Annotated in this window: 13 protein-coding genes; 3 read left to right on the top strand and 10 right to left on the bottom strand. The window is 48.0% G+C overall.

What is annotated here, in order from left to right; translation table 11 throughout:
* Positions 1 to 40: 40 nt before the first annotated feature.
* Positions 41 to 862, bottom strand: coding sequence for a MerR family transcriptional regulator (locus ACM1ND_RS02120; RefSeq protein WP_023986729.1), 822 nt, complete (start codon positions 860 to 862; stop codon positions 41 to 43).
* A 537-nt stretch (positions 863 to 1,399) separates the two neighbouring features.
* Between ACM1ND_RS02120 and ACM1ND_RS02115 the strand changes: the two genes are divergently transcribed.
* Positions 1,400 to 2,356 carry an L-lactate dehydrogenase gene (locus ACM1ND_RS02115; protein ID WP_023986728.1) on the top strand — a complete coding sequence of 319 codons (957 nt, stop codon included), beginning with the start codon at positions 1,400 to 1,402 and terminating at the stop codon, positions 2,354 to 2,356.
* Between the two features lie 107 nt (positions 2,357 to 2,463).
* On the opposite strand, the gene ACM1ND_RS02110 is transcribed toward ACM1ND_RS02115, so the two are convergent.
* From ACM1ND_RS02110 to ACM1ND_RS02090, 5 genes are read right to left on the bottom strand one after another with little or no spacing between them, the layout of a single operon-like run.
* On the bottom strand, positions 2,464 to 3,192 hold the full coding sequence (locus ACM1ND_RS02110) for an ABC transporter permease (RefSeq protein ID WP_069080457.1): 729 nt from the start codon (positions 3,190 to 3,192) through the stop codon (positions 2,464 to 2,466).
* A complete protein-coding gene (locus ACM1ND_RS02105; protein WP_023986726.1) occupies positions 3,192 to 3,908 on the bottom strand; it encodes an ABC transporter permease in 717 nt (238 codons plus the stop codon). Before ACM1ND_RS02105 ends, ACM1ND_RS02110 begins: the two co-directional genes overlap by 1 nt.
* Entirely contained in the window at positions 3,905 to 4,822 is a 918-nt protein-coding gene (locus ACM1ND_RS02100; RefSeq protein WP_023986725.1) for an ABC transporter ATP-binding protein, read from the bottom strand. Before ACM1ND_RS02100 ends, ACM1ND_RS02105 begins: the two co-directional genes overlap by 4 nt.
* A gap of 59 nt (positions 4,823 to 4,881) precedes the next feature.
* Positions 4,882 to 6,312: a histidine kinase dimerization/phospho-acceptor domain-containing protein gene (locus tag ACM1ND_RS02095; protein WP_418026983.1), complete on the bottom strand. Its 1,431-nt coding sequence runs from the start codon at positions 6,310 to 6,312 to the stop codon at positions 4,882 to 4,884.
* On the bottom strand, positions 6,312 to 6,986 hold the full coding sequence (locus ACM1ND_RS02090) for a response regulator transcription factor (RefSeq protein WP_023986723.1): 675 nt from the start codon (positions 6,984 to 6,986) through the stop codon (positions 6,312 to 6,314). Before ACM1ND_RS02090 ends, ACM1ND_RS02095 begins: the two co-directional genes overlap by 1 nt.
* 151 nt (positions 6,987 to 7,137) lie before the next feature.
* Here ACM1ND_RS02090 and ACM1ND_RS02085 point away from each other — a divergent pair, with 151 nt between their 5' ends.
* Positions 7,138 to 8,907 carry an alpha-glycosidase gene (locus tag ACM1ND_RS02085; protein WP_418026982.1) on the top strand — a complete coding sequence of 590 codons (1,770 nt, stop codon included), beginning with the start codon at positions 7,138 to 7,140 and terminating at the stop codon, positions 8,905 to 8,907.
* 162 nt (positions 8,908 to 9,069) lie between these two features.
* On the opposite strand, the gene ACM1ND_RS02080 is transcribed toward ACM1ND_RS02085, so the two are convergent.
* The 4 genes from ACM1ND_RS02080 to ACM1ND_RS02065 form a co-directional block, all read right to left on the bottom strand.
* A complete protein-coding gene (locus ACM1ND_RS02080) occupies positions 9,070 to 9,222 on the bottom strand; it encodes a hypothetical protein (protein ID WP_167348614.1) in 153 nt (50 codons plus the stop codon).
* Positions 9,223 to 9,462: 240 nt separating this feature from the next.
* Complete coding sequence (locus ACM1ND_RS02075) at positions 9,463 to 10,614, bottom strand: response regulator (protein ID WP_076159093.1); 1,152 nt, start codon at positions 10,612 to 10,614, stop codon at positions 9,463 to 9,465.
* 155 nt (positions 10,615 to 10,769) lie between these two features.
* A complete protein-coding gene (locus ACM1ND_RS02070) occupies positions 10,770 to 13,913 on the bottom strand; it encodes an ATP-binding protein (protein ID WP_068941060.1) in 3,144 nt (1,047 codons plus the stop codon).
* A 162-nt stretch (positions 13,914 to 14,075) separates the two neighbouring features.
* Complete coding sequence (locus tag ACM1ND_RS02065) at positions 14,076 to 17,438, bottom strand: S-layer homology domain-containing protein (protein ID WP_418026981.1); 3,363 nt, start codon at positions 17,436 to 17,438, stop codon at positions 14,076 to 14,078.
* A 275-nt stretch (positions 17,439 to 17,713) separates the two neighbouring features.
* Here ACM1ND_RS02065 and ACM1ND_RS02060 point away from each other — a divergent pair, with 275 nt between their 5' ends.
* A complete protein-coding gene (locus ACM1ND_RS02060) occupies positions 17,714 to 18,694 on the top strand; it encodes an aldo/keto reductase (RefSeq protein WP_023986718.1) in 981 nt (326 codons plus the stop codon).
* Positions 18,695 to 18,710 lie beyond the last annotated feature (16 nt).

The following is an 18,710-nucleotide window of genomic DNA, read 5'->3' as shown; positions in this document are numbered from 1 at the left end:
ACCGGGAAGGTCTGATGGTCTTTATCAGAAAAGATGCTGGTTATGCCTCTCTGCGTCTGCGCGGTGTCAGACCAAGCCAGGACAACAACGAACTGCGCGATTTTCGTTGCCTGCCCTGGTAGGTACGCAAATTCGTAATTAACTGCCGGTCCCGTTCCTCATCGATCCTTTCTTTCATCCAGCGTTTTTGGTCCTCCAGTTGGTTAGACAGATTGATATTCTTTTCCACCAAACGGCTGTGCTCTGCTTCCAGCTCCTCCAAACGGCTCCGCATTTCCAACAAAGCGTTTTGCACCATATCCTGCATCTGTGCCAGTTCTTGCGGCTCTACGGACTCCTGCGTTTGTACGGATACAGGTGCTTGTTCCAATCTATACTCAATGGTAGATGCCAAAGTCTGGAACTCCCCCTGCGACTGTAGCTGCATGGGTTCCTCTGACAGTTCCTGAGCATTCATTTCGTCCTGTAACTCTGTCAGTTCAACCGTAGCAGCAGCTTGCGCCTGCATGACCGTCTCTTCCCTGCCCTCAGCCGCCGCCATTATTTCTTCCCAAGTTGCGGTCAGTGACTCAGCATCCGAGATGGGTGGCAAGCGGAATTCTTCATCCTCCATTTGAAAGGGAGCGGTCACTCTCTCAAGCACCACCTGAACCGCCTGCTCCATCGTCATATGCTGTTCACGCAATGCCCTTCGCATCACCTTCAAGCACTCAACATCCTCAGCACTGAACATTCTCGATTGATTCGCGGAACGCTGAAACACATACCCTTGCTCCTCCAGCGCCGCTGCATATTTACGAAGGGTACTCGCCCCGATTCCCAACTGCTTTGCTGCTTCCGTCGTCGATTTGCTTTCTTCCATTTAATCATTACCTCCCCGGATGGTATGGAAAGAAATTAGCTTGTATATGTAGAATTCGCGAAATTCATTGGAAACCCTTTGGCAAAAATGTTCTAATATTGCAGACTGCTAAGAACCTTTGTCATAACGGAATATTTGTAGAAATACAAGAACCGACATTGCAAGAGAATACTTTCGTTTTATGTACCCTTCAGACTCTTTAAAGAGCGTCACATAAATGTCACACTTTCATGATTTCTATGGCACCATTCCTTCCATCAACATGGTCCATGTTATAATTTATACAGCGGTCACCTTAAATATAAATTGAAACGTCCTCTCCTACCTTCCAGTAAAAGTATTGATAATTTACGTTCATTCTACAATTAATCCTAGAAAGACACCTCTATTTACAGTTCATTTTTAATTTTCCAGAATGGAGACAAAAAAATGGATATTTTCAAAAGATCAGCAATATGTTATGTTATGTAACGTAAAATGGATTTCAGGCATAATTTGTAGCATATTAACGTTCGCTGGAACGAGGAGGCAACATAGATGAAGGGGAAGGCAAGGAAAGTAGCTATTGTCGGCGCGGGAATGGTCGGTTCGAGCTGTGCCTACTCAATGGTTAATCAGTCCATTTGTGATGAGATCATGATGATTGACCGCACGTATGATCGGGCTTTGGCCCATGCACTGGATCTGTCCCATTGTATGGATTTTACGTCCACACGTACCAAGGTACGTGCAGGCACGTATGCAGACTGCACGGATATGGACGTTGTGATTATAACGGCTGGAGCCAACCCTAAACCGGGTCAAGACCGCCTATCTGTGCTGGATGACGCAGTGCTTATTACCAGAGAGATTGTAACAGCGATTATGGAGGGTGGTTTCGACGGTATATTCGTCATTGCCGCTAATCCTGTCGACATTGTAACGTATATGGTACAAAGTATATCCGGTCTGCCGCGCAACAAGGTGATCGGCACGGGCACCTCCATTGACTCATCCCGACTCAAGACGTTGCTTTCTGAGGTGTTTTCCATAGATCCGCGCAGCGTACAAGGATATGCGCTTGGCGAGCATGGCGAATCCCAATTCGTTGCCTGGTCACACGTCACGATTGGTGGTAAGCCACTCTTGCACATTTTGCGTCAGCATAAGGAACGATTCAGCCACGTCGATCTGGACGACATTGCCCGTAAAACTCGGGATGCAGGCTGGGAGATCTTCACCCGCAAAGGGGCCACTTATTTTGGTATTGCCAATGCGCTGGCGTACATTACTCGTTCCATTTTAAATGATGATGGTAAAATTATAGCGGTCTCTGCTGTATTGGACGGCGAGTACGGACACACCGATGTCTGCACGGGCGTTCCGGCGATTATCGGCAGCAGAGGAATTCAAGAGGTCATCGAGCTGGAGCTAAGTCCGGAGGAACAAGCGAAGTTCGACGCCTCTTGCCACCTTATCAGCAATAATATTCGTGCCATTTCAGGCCTAGTGTAAACCAATAGAGTAAGCATCTTATTCAGAACACGAACCTGTAGCACAGCAAAAAAAGCTCCTTACCCTAATTTAGGATAAGGAGCTTTTTGCAGTCCTCGTATTCCGCACTATATCTCTTTATAACGAAATACTGTCAGTCCCGCCAACGTAAATACGACAAAGCTACCCATTATAACCATCAACAGTGTGTCAGTTGGCACCATGAACGCCCCAAAGTTGTCTCTTCCACTCGGCATCATCGCCAATAAAGGCTGTGTCCATGGATAGTACGGACCGTAGGTTTGAGAATTGGCGACCAGAATATTTGGCACGGTGAAGACGAAATTCAACGCAAGCGGTGCAGCAAAGCTGGACCACAGGAAGGACACCATCAACTGCAACGCAGCCAGCGGCAGGCAGGCTACCCAGCCGGCGAGCAAACTTTGAGCGATCACGGCCCATGGAATCGGTCCGTTCATACCCTGCACAGCTCCAACACCCAGCAACGCTCCTCCGAACAGTAGCTGGGTCAATCCGACCATAGCCATAATGATGGTCAGCTTGGCCGCATACAGACTCGTGCGGGACAATGGCAATGACATCAGCTGCTTCCAACCGCCGCCCCCATGCTCGAATCGGCAGACCAGAGATGCAAATACGGCGGTCAGCATCGGCATGAACAGCAGCGCATGAACTGTAAGCATGGCAGACAACAACACCTGCCAATTCCCTCCCGGGTTTGCCAGCAAACCAATCAGGACGGCAATCGCCGGGCTGACGAGCGCAAGGAGCCAGACGGGCGATTTCGCCATTTTCATACGTTCAACAGAAAGCAGCCGTACATATCCTCCGAACATTACGCCACATCCTTTCGGCTAAAATGGGCCGCTGTCAGCAGGCTCAGAAGCACACCCGTTCCGCACCCGACGGACGCAAACATCCACGCTTGAGGTGCAACCCATGCGAATTGAGGCCAGGCCAACGGAAACCATTCGGACAGCTGTGAAGCAAACAAGCTGCCGATGCCTAACGTAATGCCCAGTGTTACAGGCAGAGCCTGATTATGGAACGTGACCGTTAACCACAACAATAATACGAGCATAGGCAGCGTGCCGCCTAAAGGCCAAAATCCAAGCCGCAGTAATTCTCCAATCGGCGCCGGCTCTCCTCCGAAGCCGAGTAGCATGCCCAACACCCACGTCCCTACCGTCAGGAGTACACAGGACACACACAGCATCCCGATCGCCAGCGTCAGCTTGGCCATATAGACGCTGAATTTGGAAATCGGCAAGGCCAGTAGCTGCTTCCAGGAATTAGACATATGCTCCACATTCGCCAACATGGAAGCGACCATAGTGGCTCCTAACACCAGCGCAAGGGGGACAAACATAGCGATGTTATCCATCAAGGATTCCCACAAATGGCCCTTGTATCGCGGAATCAGATAGTCATAGCGGAGTCCAAAGTTCAGCGCCTGCATCGCCACCAGCCCAAGGGGACCGAGAAACACCAGGAACCAGATTCCCTTTCTGCGTGCTTTGAGCAGATCCGCCGTGAGCGCCCGCAGCATCATAAGGAAGTTCCTCCTTTGCCCACCACTTGCATGAACATATCCTCCAGCGATTTGCGGCGTTCCTCCACACGGTATACGGCATGCGTATTTTCGACCAATCTTCTGACCAGCAGCGCAACAGCCGCATCATTCATGTTCTCGAAATCCAGCGCCGATCCGTCCTTCACTGAATGGTAGCCCTGCTCACGCGCAATCAACTGGGCTGCTTCCGGTTCCGACACTACGATCCGAATTCCTCCCGCAGATTCCTGACGGAGATTATGAATCGTATTTTGAAAGACCAGCTCTCCTTCACGGATAATACCCACAGTATTCGCCATATGCTCTACCTCGCTCAACAGATGGCTGGATACCAGCACGGTGATCCCCCGTTGCTTGGGCATCGCCTGAATCAATGTGCGCATTTCCTGAATACCCTCCGGGTCCAAACCATTCGTAGGCTCATCCAAAATGAGCACTTCGGGATTCCCAAGCAGGGCTGCTGCAATACCCAGTCTCTGCTTCATGCCCAGGGAGTAGCCTTTGACTGGACGTTTGGCATGCTTGGTCAGTCGGACGACCTCCAACACTTCCGCAATGTTTTGCTTGGGTACATTCAAAATACGGCGAATGGCCTCCAGATTTTCAATTGCGTTCAAATGACCATAATACGAAGGATACTCCACCAACGAGCCGACTTTACGCAAGATATCAAGCTTATGTCTGCGAATATCTTTGCCGAATATACGGATCGTTCCTCGAGTTGGGCGAATAAGTCCAAGCAGCATGCGGATCGTTGTCGTTTTCCCCGCTCCATTGGGACCCAGAAATCCGTAAATATCTCCTCGAGCTATTTTCAGGTCCAGCTGATTAACCGCCGCGCGGCCTTTGTATATTTTGCTGAGACTGTTCGTTTCAATAATGTATTCGTTCAAGTTCCTCACCTCGACACCTATCGTAACGTGCCAAGTTTAAAGCCAAGGGAACTCTGAGTTTAAGTTTTGTTTAAAAAACGAATTCTTGTCCCGGCTGATGAACTGAAAATCTCCCTCTCCAAATTCATTTCGCGAGCCAGCAGTTCTGTAATCGCCAAACCAATCCCTGCCCCTTTTTCACTGGACTGTTGCTCCATACCGGGCCCTTTATCTGTGATAACCAATGCCTCTGTCCCATTATCTTTCTGTACTTGAACACCGATATATCGGCCTGAGGCAGCATGGCGAACTACATTTTGAAAGAGATTGTCCAGCAGACGACGGAAGCCTTGCTCATCGACATTCCACACCATGCTATGTTCGGGCAGGTCGATATCCACTTCAAAGCCCTCCTTTTCCCACACCGGATACCAGCTGGCTACACACTCCCGCACTAGCCGCAGGATATCACGTGGTGTGTTATTCATAGTGTATTTTCCACTAGCTAGCAGATTATAGGTGAGCAGATTGTCGATCAGACTCCCAAGGTCTTTTAGCTTGTTTTCCATCAGTGTAATCGACTGTTTCCCTCTGCTGCTCAGATTTTCACCATCTAGTGTATACAGATGGCTACGCACGACCGTAAGCGGCGTTCGAATATCGTGTGACAGATCCGCGACCAGTCTCTTCCGCAGCTCTTCCTCCTGACGCTCACGTCCCCGACTCTCGGCCAACTGCTCGACCATCTGATTAAATGCTTCCTCCAGCTTGCCGATTTCATCCGGGCGTCCAGTGGTAACAAGAATAGGCAAGCCATCCTCTCCTCGCTGCGACATGGCGGCCTGAAGCTGCAACAGTCTTCGCCGAATGCCTCCAAAAAACAGAAGAGATACGAATATAAAAGTGCCCAGAATCAATACGATAAAAAAGAGATAGTACATCAACATGCTACTATCTGTAGGTGGCTGTTCAAAGAACGAACGAGGCACTTTTAACACCATATAGCCCTGATTCACATCATTCTTGCCCCCGCCAATAAAGGCTACTACCGTAAACGGCCCCTCATAGCTTGCTTGCTTCATAAATTCTATAGCCTGCGCAGCGTTCCATTGTTTTGGCATGTTAGGTTGTGTCGGTAACTCCAACCTTGTTTTACCTGCGGGATCCACCCAAAATATTTGTGAGTTAGGGAACATATCTTGTTGTATTTTGCGCAGATGGGCTGAAATTTTCTCTGGTGTGGCTCCCTTCAAGGCTACAGCTTCGCGATGCCAGCTATTTTCGGTATGGGTAGCAGAGGGATAGTAAGCATTTTTAGGCTTGATATCCGCCCCCCAATTCAAAAACACGCTATATATCAAGGCTGTAGCAGGCAACACAATGGGCAACAGCATCATAGCAACCACAATAATGACCAGATAACGGAACAACAGTGAACTGCGAAACCGACCTCCCTGACCCGGCCTAGAGCTGGGGTGTAGCCTCCTCCAATCCTTGCGCGTCCTGCTCATTATGCTTTCACCCGATATCCTACACCACGGATCGTCTCAATGATGCGGGGTGTCGCAGGATCAATCTCCAGCTTTTCGCGAAGGTGTCGGATGTGGACCATTAAAGTTTTGTCTCCGTCAATATATGGGTCCCCCCACACTGCTTCATACATTTGCTCTTTCGTCATAATCTGGCCCAAATGCCGCAGCAAATAAGCAAAAATGTGATATTGCTTACCTGTCAGAGTAATTTCCTCCCCGGTATCACGGTTCACAATACGGTTATCAGGAGAGAAGACAGAGAGATGCCCCAGTTGTAAGGATTCTTCCGGCACGGTTCCCGATCGGCGCAGCAAAATCTCCATACGTGCTATGAGCTCGTCCGGGTGAAAGGGCTTGGTTACATAATCGTCGGCGAAATCCAGTCCTTGCAGCTTATCGTCAATGGATGTACGGGCAGACAACATGAGAATGGGAAGCTCCGGGTACTCTTTCTTGAGCCGCTTCCCCATGGTGAATCCATCCAGACCGGGTAACATCACATCCAAAATCACGAGTTGGCACGTACGGGCTGCTTCCACAGCCCCCTCCCCGCTGCGAAGCCATACTACAGCGTAATTCCGCTCTTCCAAATACTGATGCGTCCAAGCACCAATATCCTGGTCATCTTCGATGTATAACACATTTGTTTTCATCATGGGCACCTACTTATCGTTTTTCTTTTATGTAATGGGCATTATAGCATTTATGGTACATGACCCACTTAAAAAGGTTAATAACTACCTTATACGACATACGCTTCACATTTTCAAATTTGAATGCTCGTGAAAAAAGGAGGCCTACCCGATGCTGCTGGAAGCGATATACCATCACCCGAAACGCAATTGGGCTTTTGGTTATAATGATGAAACGATATTTCTACGGCTACGTGCGAAGAAAAATGACCTGAATACCGTTCATGCTCTCACCGGAGATAAATACGATTGGGACCGCACCCGACAGCTTGTTCCGATGTCCAAATTCGCTACCGATGGCAGATTTGATTACTATGAATGCAGCGTAAAACCTACTCACCGTCGGCTGAAATATGGATTTTTGCTAGAAGACGGTGAGGAACGTATTTGGATGAACGAGGACGACTTCACCACCCAGGAACCTCAAAACGCAGACAGTCTGTTCCAATATCCGTTTTTGAACCCGATTGATATTCTGAAGCCACCTGCATGGGTGAAGGATGCTGTATTTTATCAGATTTTCCCGGAACGTTTTGCGAACGGTGACCCCTCCATCAGCCCAGAAGGTGCAGAGACATGGGGCGGAACGCCACAAAGAGACAATTTTTTCGGTGGCGATCTACAGGGGATTCTGGATCACCTGGATCACTTGAACGAGCTAGGGATTAACGCCATATATATGACCCCTGTCTTCAAGGCAACGACCAATCATAAATATGATACAGAGAATTATATGGAGGTGGACCCGCATTTCGGGGACAAAAAGACATTAAAAAAACTGGTCGATGCCTGCCACGAACGAGGAATTCGTGTGCTGCTTGATGCGGTATTCAACCATTCAGGGCGTACGTTTAAACCGTTCGTTGACGTGCAGGAAAAAGGCGAAGCCTCGCCTTACAAGGACTGGTTCCATGTACATAGCTTTCCCTTGGAAGTGGTGGATGGCACACCGACGTACGATACATTCGGGCTGGAACCAATGATGCCCAAGCTGAACACCGAACATCCTGAGGTGAAAAAGTACCTGCTGGATGTAGCAAAACATTGGATCGAAGAAATCGGCATCGATGGTTGGCGGTTGGATGTGGCAGACGAGGTGGATCACGCCTTTTGGCGGGAATTCCGTACTACGGTCAAGCAGGCCAATCCGGATGCGTACATTTTGGGTGAAATGTGGAATGAATCATCTGAATGGCTTCAGGGGGACCAATTCGATGCAACGATGAATTATCCGTTCACCTACGCGGTGAATGATTTTTTCGTCAAAAAAGTGACCGATGCCCAAAACTTTGCCTTCGCCATCGGACGACAGCTGGCCCGCTATCCGCAGCAAGCATCCGAGGTTGCCTTCAATCTGCTGGATAGCCACGACACACCACGCCTGCTGACACTGTGCGGGGATGACAAGCGGCTGATGCGACTGGCCGCCCTGTTCCAGTTCACGTACATGGGCGCACCCTGCATCTATTACGGCGATGAGATCGGTCTGGATGGAGATGCCGATCCAGGCTGCCGCAAGTGCATGGAGTGGGACACCGACAAGCAGGACCGCGAGCTGTTCGACTTTTACCGCGAACTGATTGCGCTTCGTAAGGGGCACCCGGTCCTCCGTGATCAGGGAAGCATCACCTTTCTGGAGGCACAGCCAGAGGGCACCTCACTTGCCTACGAGCGCCGCAGCGAGGAAGAGGTGCTGCTCGTGCTGCTCAACCGTTCCGATGAGGAGCACGTTTTTGAACTGGACATTCCTGAGCAGGAATGGCAATTAGCCTTTGGCGAAAGCCAGTGGTCCATAGGAGCGAAGGGGTTGCACGCCAAGCTTCCACCCTACGGATACGCTGTACTGAAGGCAGCACCTGCTCGGTCAGTAAAACCTGCTTAAGAGGACGATGTCAAGACGGGAAGCAAGGCATCCGCCTATATAGGCGGATGCTGATGAAGGTACCTGCCGAATACGGCAAAAAAAGCGAAACCACCGGGAACAAGATGTTTACTTGTTCCTGATGGTCTCTTTACGTCGAATAAGAACTTTTATCCAAGCCGTTTATTTATTTTTAACATCTGTTCTTACTACCCCAACATCCGAAGCATTGATCGAAATGGGGTTACCGCCTTGTCCTGTCTGAGCTGAAGAAGATTGTCTGACGACCACCGAAACTCTTTTATTCTTAAATCCAGTTCGTCTTGTTCTCCCCAATGCAATACCTCCTTAAATATATACGTGAGTTCCTTAAACCTCTCAATTACGACTCAACCGTGAAGAGATATGCTATATGAATATGCCACTGTAGAAAACAGGTAGCGGCGAATATCGGATCATAGAGAAAAGAGGCTCGGTGATTCACACAAAAAAACGAAATTTCCATCCATGCAAAAAACCGCTCCAAGGAGATACCTTGAAGCGGTTTTTTAGCGCTACCTGAGCCAGTACAGCAGTTTACGCAGGTAGCGTCTGTGTTTTCAATTGCACGTACAACTGGTGCGTCACCTGCTGCGGCTCAATACCCAACTCATCTTCCAGTATTCTGACGAAGCTTTCATAATGCTTTTGCGCAGCGATATAATCGCCCAGTTGGGCATAGGCGGTCAGCAGCAGACCGCAGATATCGTCTGAGTACGGCTCCCGTTGCTGGAGGCTGAGTAAGCGCTGAACAGACTGCCGGGTACGACCTGAGCGAAGCTCGTCTCTCGCCAGCTCCGAAGCACATGCCAGATACATACTGCGCAGCTTCTCCCTTTTTGCATACGCCCACGGGTAATCGTACTCCTCCAGATAGTTGCCACGGTATAGAGCCAACAGGCTCTCAATACGCGGCGTACCGCCGCTACCGGATGCAGCCCATTCGGATATTCCCCGCTCGAATAGCTCCACATCTGTAATCCAGCCATTGCGGTTCAAGCGGTAGCGATCCAGATTGTATTCCAGCTTCGTATCTTGCATCCGTTCTTTCAATGCCTTGCGGATTTGGTAAATGGACGTGTGCAGGTGAACAACAGCCTTGTCCAAATGATATTCAGGCCATAGCGCATCCAGCAATTGTTCTTTGCTCACCCATTCCCCTTCATGGTGTAGTAAAAAGGAAAATAGCTCCTGTGACTTTAATGTGCGCCATTTGAAGGGTTTCGCTCCTACGGCTTCCTGTCCATCCTCCAAAATTTCAAGCTTTTGAAAACAACGTACCTTGGGGGATTGCTCTGCTGCAACTCCCAAGCTGGAAGAACGGGGATCAGCCAGCGTGGCTGCAATCCGATCTAACGTTTTGGATAGCCGCCGGGCATGAACGGGCTTTAGCAAATAATCCAGTGCTTGCAGCTCGAACGCTTCAATAGCATATTCCGAGTACGCGGTCACAAAGACGATATGAATATGGGAATCCAGCTGTTGAATCCACTCGGCGGCCTCCAGACCGTTCATCTCTGGCATTCCGATATCTATAAAAACAATATCCGCACGTTCTGCCGCCAGATGATCCAGCCCCGCTTGTGCAGACGTATATTTGCCCATTACCGTTAACCGTCCGTCCGCCTCCAGCAACCGTTCCAAGTAGGTTAATGCCGACCGCTCATCATCAATCAAAATCGCCTTCATTTGTGTCTGTACTCCCTTCCTGCTGCAACCATCCATCATGATGCTCTATTTACATGCTATCTGCTTTATCCTTACAATTTTTAATCCCTTATATTTTATATATCGTATCATCGCGGACGCGACATTAGCTTTTCCGACAAATGTACTGTACTTTTTTATTCATCGGTATTCCGGGGCGAGATCGTTTCCGGCACACGGAAGCTTACCGTCGTCCCTTGCATTGAATTACTTTCAATCCGCAATCCTTCTCCATACATATGGATAAGACGGCGATGGATATTCCGCAGTCCCACGCTGGAAGATACATGATCCTCCGACAACAGCTGTTCCAGTCGCTCGGACGGAATCCCTACGCCGTCATCGGTCACGCTGACTACAAAATCGGTTCCATCCTCCTGCACAACCACTCGCACGGTTCCACCTGTTGCCCGTTGCATCACACCATGTCGTATCGCATTTTCCACGATGGGCTGAATGCTTAATGGCGGGATAAGCGACCGGATGTTCCTTCCTACCTCTACGGTCACCTGCAAACGTTCTTCAAATCGTGCTTTTTCCAGTGCCACATACGATTCTACCAATTCCAGCTCCTTGGATAACGGTACCGTATTCTCCCTGTTCTGAAAATCAAAACTGCCCCGCAAATACTGACTCAGCTCCATGAGCAGCTCCGCTGCTTTATCCGGGTCTACGGCTACGGTCGATACAATAACATTCAATGCATTGTACAGAAAATGCGGCTTGATTTGTGCCTGTAAAAAGGCCATTTCCGAACGCACCGCTTCCTCCGCCGAATGACGCATGTTCAACAGCGTGCGCACACGCGCCTTTAATTCCTCAGCATCAACAGGCTTACGTAGAAAATCATTAGCTCCCGCCATAAAACCCGCGCGGATATCGCCGGGCAGGTCGCGTGCCGTCAGCAGCAACACTGGTAGCTCGGACAGGGAATACCGTTCCCGTATCCGTCGGCACAGCTCAATACCGGACATTTCCGGCATCATCCAATCCGTAATGACTAGGTCAAATCGGGTACGGCCATTCAGCATGTGAAGTGCCTCCTCGGCATGATCCACTGCCACCACGCTACAACCTGTGGTATATAATAGCTCCTCCAGCACCCGAAGATTAACCTCATCATCATCCACAGCCAGCACTTTGTAGGGAACAGTCTGAACTTGCTCTTGGGCATCCTCTTCATGCGGAATCACATTCTGACCCGACGTCACGCCAGGCTGCAATATAACCGCAGACGAAACATCTTTTTGAGCTTCATGTGCCAACGTTCCGGTCTGCGCCAAGGGTAGTGTAAAATAAAAGGTCGAACCCTTGCCCAATCTAGATTCTACCCGGATATGACCACCATGCAACTCCACCAGGCGACGGACTATTCCTAATCCAAGCCCTGTCCCACTGTATCCTTCATCCTCAGCATTCGCCCCTCGGTTAAAAGGTTCAAATATATGCGAAAGATGCTCCTGGGCAATACCGGACCCGGTATCCTTCACACTGATTTCCATTTCGCGGTTCCCCGCTTTGGCAGAGATTACGATTTCGCCTTCCTCCGTAAATTTCACCGCATTACCCAACAAATTGTACAAAATCTGAATCAGCCGATCCTCATCCGCATCCACCTTGGGTAACGAATTGGGCCATTCTTTGACGAATTGCAGCTTTTTCTTACCCACCGTATGACCCAATACCTCCAGCACGGAATTTACAGCTGCCTGTACATTAACAGGCCGGCGATTTAAGGCTAATCTTCCATTTTTCAAATTAGAAAAATCCAGAATATCGTTAATTAAATAAGAAAGTCTGCGTCCTACATTCGCAATCAAGGACAAGTTGTGCTTTTGCGGCTCATTGAATTGTGCCCCGTAACGGTCTAGCATGGATTGAGCGATATTAATAATTCCATGTAGAGGAGTGCGCAACTCATGTGACGTGTTCGCCAGGAATTCGTCCTTTAACCCATCCAGTGTTAGCAACCGTCGTGACAGGTTCTCAACCTCCATAAACGAATGTACAAAACGTTTGGCCAGCAGAAGCGTTTGAGCCAATACGAATATGAGCATTTCATAGGCTGTCACCCCGCGCACATCTCCCCAGCCCAAAATATACACAAAACTAGTCACTACAATCATAAGTATGCTCATAATACTAATGACTAGCAGTGCAGCGTCATCCGTCCGTTGAAGAAGTCCACGAATCAAGATCAGTAATACATATCCCACACTGACTACGCCAAAAAGAAGAATAAACGCTTCAAAGGATGAGAGTATCAGTGTAGGCAACATTAGCCCCATACCTAGCATCAGTGCGGTTGTAATATTATAGAGGCGCAGCACGATCCGATTCATAACAATCTGCGTCGAAAGATGAACATACCGGATCAAAAAATAGTAGAACAGCGTTGAAGAGAACGACTGTATTTTCAGTATCCATTCATAAGGTAAGTCCGGTATTCCCCAGACCAGCAGCTTTTCTCCATGTGTCAGAATGTAAAATAAAGCCGCGATGCAAAAGCATCCTAAGTAAAGCAATGCCTTCTCCTTTTTACGTAAAAGATACAGCATGATAAAAAATACGGTAGGCATAAAAAAACCCGCTATCAGTACGGTGTCCTCTGCCATTGCAACTTCCCGGCTATGCGTAATACTCTCGTAATCCCCAAATAACAATGGGTAAATGATCCCACCGGAGGAATAACTATAATTAGCCACATGCACGGTAATATCTACCGATTGTCCATCTACCGCTGCAAATCCAACATAAGGAGCATTGCCCTGCTTGCCTTTGTCGGCAGAAACAGAGGGAATACCACTAGCTCCTACCTCTGCTCCGTCAATCCATACTCGGCTGGAACTCCGAATGTTTTGCATATAGATGCCGTACAGATTTTCCGCTTTTTCAGGCAACAGGATACGAATATGATAGGTTCCATATCCGGTCGCCTGTCCCTCAGGCATCCACTGATTCCATCTACCAGGCACATCCACAATCTTGGTAGAATATCCCGTTTCCATCCCCAACTCTGAAGAACTCTGATGATTTACCCAATCCTTATCTTGCAATTCATGAAAGGCTGAAGGTTGCACAAGCTGATTGGGGTAAAATTCCCACTCCCCTCCCAGCTGTACAGGGCCTTCCTTTTCGGGGTGCCAATTACGCAAATCAATAACACCGTTGTGAGCTTTCCAATGACTGTTCCCGGATAAAACACCCGACATTAACGGATACACCGGCAACGCAACCGCAAGCAGAAGTATAATAAAAAATAAAACACCCTGTTTTTTCATAAATCCCCCGCTCTTTTCAATATCGTCTATCTTTTAGTATCGGTTATTCTAACCAGCTGTATTAGAAGCCCTGCCCATGCAAAAAGGGACGCCCGCCGCAGACAAAAATCTGTGCGGAATCGTCCCCTTCTATACATCCTTGTACTTCCTGTATTTCCCTTATTAAGGAATCATGCCTTCATCATTACCACCGCCAGGAATCGAGCCTGAATCGTCTCCGTTGCTATCGCTTGGTGGTGTTTCTCGACCGTTGCTGTCACTGCTTCCAGTTCCGCCGCTATCGCTTGGCGGCGTTTCTCCACCACTACTGTCGCCGCTTCCTGTTCCGCTGCTATCGCTTGGCGGCGTTTCTCCACCACTACTGTCGCCGCTTCCTGTTCCGCTGCTATCGCTTGGCGGTGTTGCTCCACCACTACTGTCACTGCTTCCTGTTCCGCTGCTTTGTTGCTGGCTGGCTACAAAATCTTTATACTCCTGAATCGCATCTTCCAGATTCATATAATTTTTCTTAATTTCCGGCATAGGATAATACTGGTCCAGACGATTGAATGCATCCACTACTCTGTGAAAGTAGACCGTCGTAGGATCTGTACCATTTGCTGTGAGCAGATTGTTCGCAATGGTCTTGAGCTCATTGATATCATAATCAGTTACTATCCATTTGGATTGGTAGTTCGCAAACGCTGTAATCAAATCCGTGTTAGCCTGGTCTACCTGCAGCTGTGTGCTATCCGGAGTATTAAGCACAAGGCTTGCCTGATTAATTTGCCCTTGAAGTTCCTCGTTATCTTGTTCGGTATAATGACGGCCGAACGTCTGAACTTCATTATTAGCTAAATTTATGTTGAAACTTAACAACGTAGTATCCACTGCTATTGGTACAGCATACTGGCTCTGTACCTGTTGCAACTCCTCGTATACAGGAACCACGTCTTGCAATTCAAATCTAGGCAGACCTAAGAAAATGGAGGCATGCTCTGATGCAGAAGACAAGGCTTGCTGGGCTTCAGCGCTTAATGCGCCTGAATTTTGCACCAAAATTCCATTGATCGATGCCTGCATTTCAATGATTTCGGCTCTCAATTGTAGTCTTTTCTCGTTATATTTTTCAATATAGGTCCCTTTAGCCTGACTTAATTGATTATAAGAGATCACCAATTGCTCCTCAGGAGTAAACGGCATAATGAGTGCAAAGTTGGCTTGTGCTGTTTGTTGCTCTAAAGACAGCATTTCCGTATTCAAGTAATTACGAGCTACAGGGTTAGACAGCAGTTTTAGATGAATGTCTTGAACCAGCTGCTGCAGTTTTTCCCGAATTGTAGCAGGCACTGGAGCAGTGAATTCCGCAAGTCTTTGACTCAGCTCCATGTTCAAGGTCAATACGTCCTGCTGCGTCATAGCGGTGTGCATCTTCTCTGTATATTCCTGAATGAGGTTGCCCAGTTCAACATTTTGAGAGCCACTCTGATCGTAGATAACCTGCGCTTCTTGTAAAGTATTTTTAAGCACTGAAAAGTCTGCTGCTTGCAATGCCAGAAATGCTTCTGTCGTATCTTTTATTTTTCGTGTCCATTCGTCCAACTGCTCAGTTGTAGCTAATGGGTTCACATATACACTTAATCCTTCCCTCACTAAGGACTTGTAACGCGCTTTGTCAGTTTTCATATTCTCCACACGATCCGTTACATCGAGAAAATGCAGATAGGTATCTCTGAGTTTTACTGATGCATTGTAGACTTCAATTACTCGACGCAAGCTTACTACTTCCCGATCCACAATATTTTGAGGAGCATTCCCTTCCAGCACATTGTTGCCAAATTGAATAGCTTGACTTAGTGATTCATCCCAAAGAGGCGGGAATTCGTCGCCAACCATTCGGTTTTGTTCAAGGGTAGTCGAAGCTACCTGAATCAGTCTAGTTAATTCCTGTGTCCCAATCACTGGTTCTGTGGCTGAGGCTGTGTACACAGAAACATCCTGCTTCAATGTGCTGAGCGCTTGATCTACCTCTGCCTGTGTAGCTGCTGTATTGTTCAGTACCAGCATAGCTTGATTGATTGCTATGGACAGGCTTTCCTTCGCTGCGGCCGTGTAAAGCGCCTGATCTGTTCCACTCTCACCTGCACGCTCCAGTAGTTCTTTGGCTGCATGGACTTCTGTCTCCAGCTGACTGCGGTCTACGCTGATAATGTCACTATCGTGTTTTTTCTTATCTTTGCTATCTGTGTCCGTGACAACCGATCCAGCAGAGGATGAGTTCTTCGTACCATTTACGAGACTAACAGCTTCTTTCATCGCATCATAGTTAATGATAACATCCTGCGGCTGTTTTTGTTCCGGCAGGTTAAGCTGGTTGATTGCAGCTCCCTTAGCCAGCGTAATAAAAGGAACGCCCACATATTGTGATGCATCCAGCAAACCAATACTACCGCTAACCAACAGCTTGCCCAGTCCCTGTTGCAAAGAAACGCGGCTAATCGCGGCATTTCCTTCGGTCACGATCGATGCATCATCTTTCAGCGTCAGGTTGTCAATCTTCGTTGTCCCGGTTGCTGTCAGCTTGGCATCCTTAGAGCCCAGCTCCACACCGGACCATGCCGTATTTTCTAAAATGGCCGATACAGGCTGATTCCCTGTACCTTTGATTTCCAATACCCCTGTGGAGGACATGTTCTTCAAGGTTACCGAGCCATTAACGATCAGGCGCCCCTCAAAAGACACACCCTTGCCGTCAAAAACGCCACCGTCTGCGTTAATTTCCAGCTTATTCACACCTGTCAGTGTACGCAAGTTACGGTTAAGGTTGAATTTCGCCCCTTTTAATACAGCTTTGTTATTTTCACCGAACAAACCTTGCAAAGACCCTTCCAACTGGTAAGGGATATTTCCGATGCGAACGGTATTGCCCTCTGATTTCACTTCTCCTACCGGATGATCCAGCAGGCTGACGAATACTTCTGCACCACTCTCCCGGTTCAATGGATTTTTCAAATCCGTTGCAGAAGCATCCTCTGATAAAAGACCGTAAGAGCGGGCAACCTGAACTGCATTTTGCTGTGCATTCGCTGTGCTGGCATCCTGTAAGTCCATTGCACGTACTAGCGATACGATCAGTTCTTCCTTGGTAATGGCATCCCCCGGACGGAACAGTTCCCCGTTACCTGTCATATACCCGGCTGCACGTACAGCCTCAATATAGGGAGCACCCCATGCATCGGACGATACATCCATAAAAGAAGTTTGCGGCTGATTGTTAACTTCCAACTGGAACAGACTGCACAAAATTTTAGCCGCCTCTGCGCGGGTCAAATTCTTTTGCGCCATAAAATCGCCCTGCTTACCGCCTGTCATCAAACCCAAGGTGCGAGCTTGTGCTACAAATCCAGTTTCGCTTTGCGAATCTGCTGTCGCTGCATAAGCAGTCTGGACGCCGCCCACCCAAGGCAGAGATACGATTGAACCTGAAGCAATACCCAATACCATCGCAGATGCAATCCATTTATTTCGATTTACAAGTTTCAACATTTCCACTCCTAGACGCTATTTATTGGCATATATCCTGTTTTTCCAAAGGCTTTAGTCATGTTTAGTTCTACGATTTATGCAACCAAGGAACTATGCTAAGAAAATTATACGAAACCCCACTGAACCGATTCTGAACAATAAGACCTATATGATGGCATCACGCTACAAAATCGCTTGACTTGGAGTGAACTCCAAATGTAATAATATCCGGTGTAAGTAGCTGGAGTAGACTACATTTGAAGAAAACAATATCTAGGAAAGCGAGGTATAATTAAATGGACTATGTGAAACTTGGAAATACCGGTTTGGATGTATCCCGGCTTTGTCTTGGGTGTATGGGCTTTGGGGTTGCAGAACGGTGGATTCACCCATGGATACTAGATGAAGAGCGCAGTCGTCCAATTATAAAAAATGCCCTGGAGCTAGGTATTAATTTTTTTGATACCGCGAATGTATATTCAGATGGAACTAGCGAAGAAATTGTTGGACGGGCTTTAAAGGATTATGCGAATCGAGATGAAATTGTCCTCGCGACAAAGGTTCATTTCCGTATGCATCAAGGCCCGAATGGTGCGGGACTTTCCCGAAAGGCTATCATGAGTGAAATAGATAAGAGCCTTAAGCGACTGGGGACAGATTATGTGGATCTGTACCAAATCCATCGCTGGGATTACAATACCCCTATTGAAGAGACGATGGAAGCATTACATGATGTTGTGAAGGCCGGGAAGGCAAGATATATTGGTGCTTCTGCCATGTACGCATGGCAGTTTCTGAAGGCGTTACATGTTGCTGAAAAGAATGGATGGACCCGATTTGTATCAATGCAGAATCATTTAAATCTCTTATATCGTGAAGAGGAAAGAGAGATGCTGCCGCTTTGTAAAGAAGAAAAAATCGGTGTGATTCCATACAGCCCGCTTGCAGGTGGAAGATTGACGCGTGATGTGCAGGAAACAACACATCGTTCCGAAACCGATCAGGTTGCGAAATCTAAATACGATGCGACTGCCGATACCGATCGATTGATCGTGGAGCAGGTTGCGGCCATCGCAGAAAAACGTGGAGTTCCTCGCGTTCAAATCGCACTTGCCTGGTTGCTACAGAAAGAACCGGTAACAGCTCCCATTATCGGTGCTACGAAAACGTCTCATCTCGAAGATGCAGTAGCTGCTCTTTCGATTACGTTAACATCTGAAGAAATTGCATTGCTGGAAGAGCCATATGTTCCTCATCCGGTAGTTGGCGCTCAGTAAATATGGATGAAATGAA

This window comes from Paenibacillus sp. JJ1722 (genome assembly GCF_048282685.1).
Classification (GTDB): Bacteria; Bacillota; Bacilli; order Paenibacillales; family Paenibacillaceae; genus Paenibacillus; species Paenibacillus polymyxa_B.
This window is presented reverse-complemented; position numbering and strand designations above follow the sequence as displayed.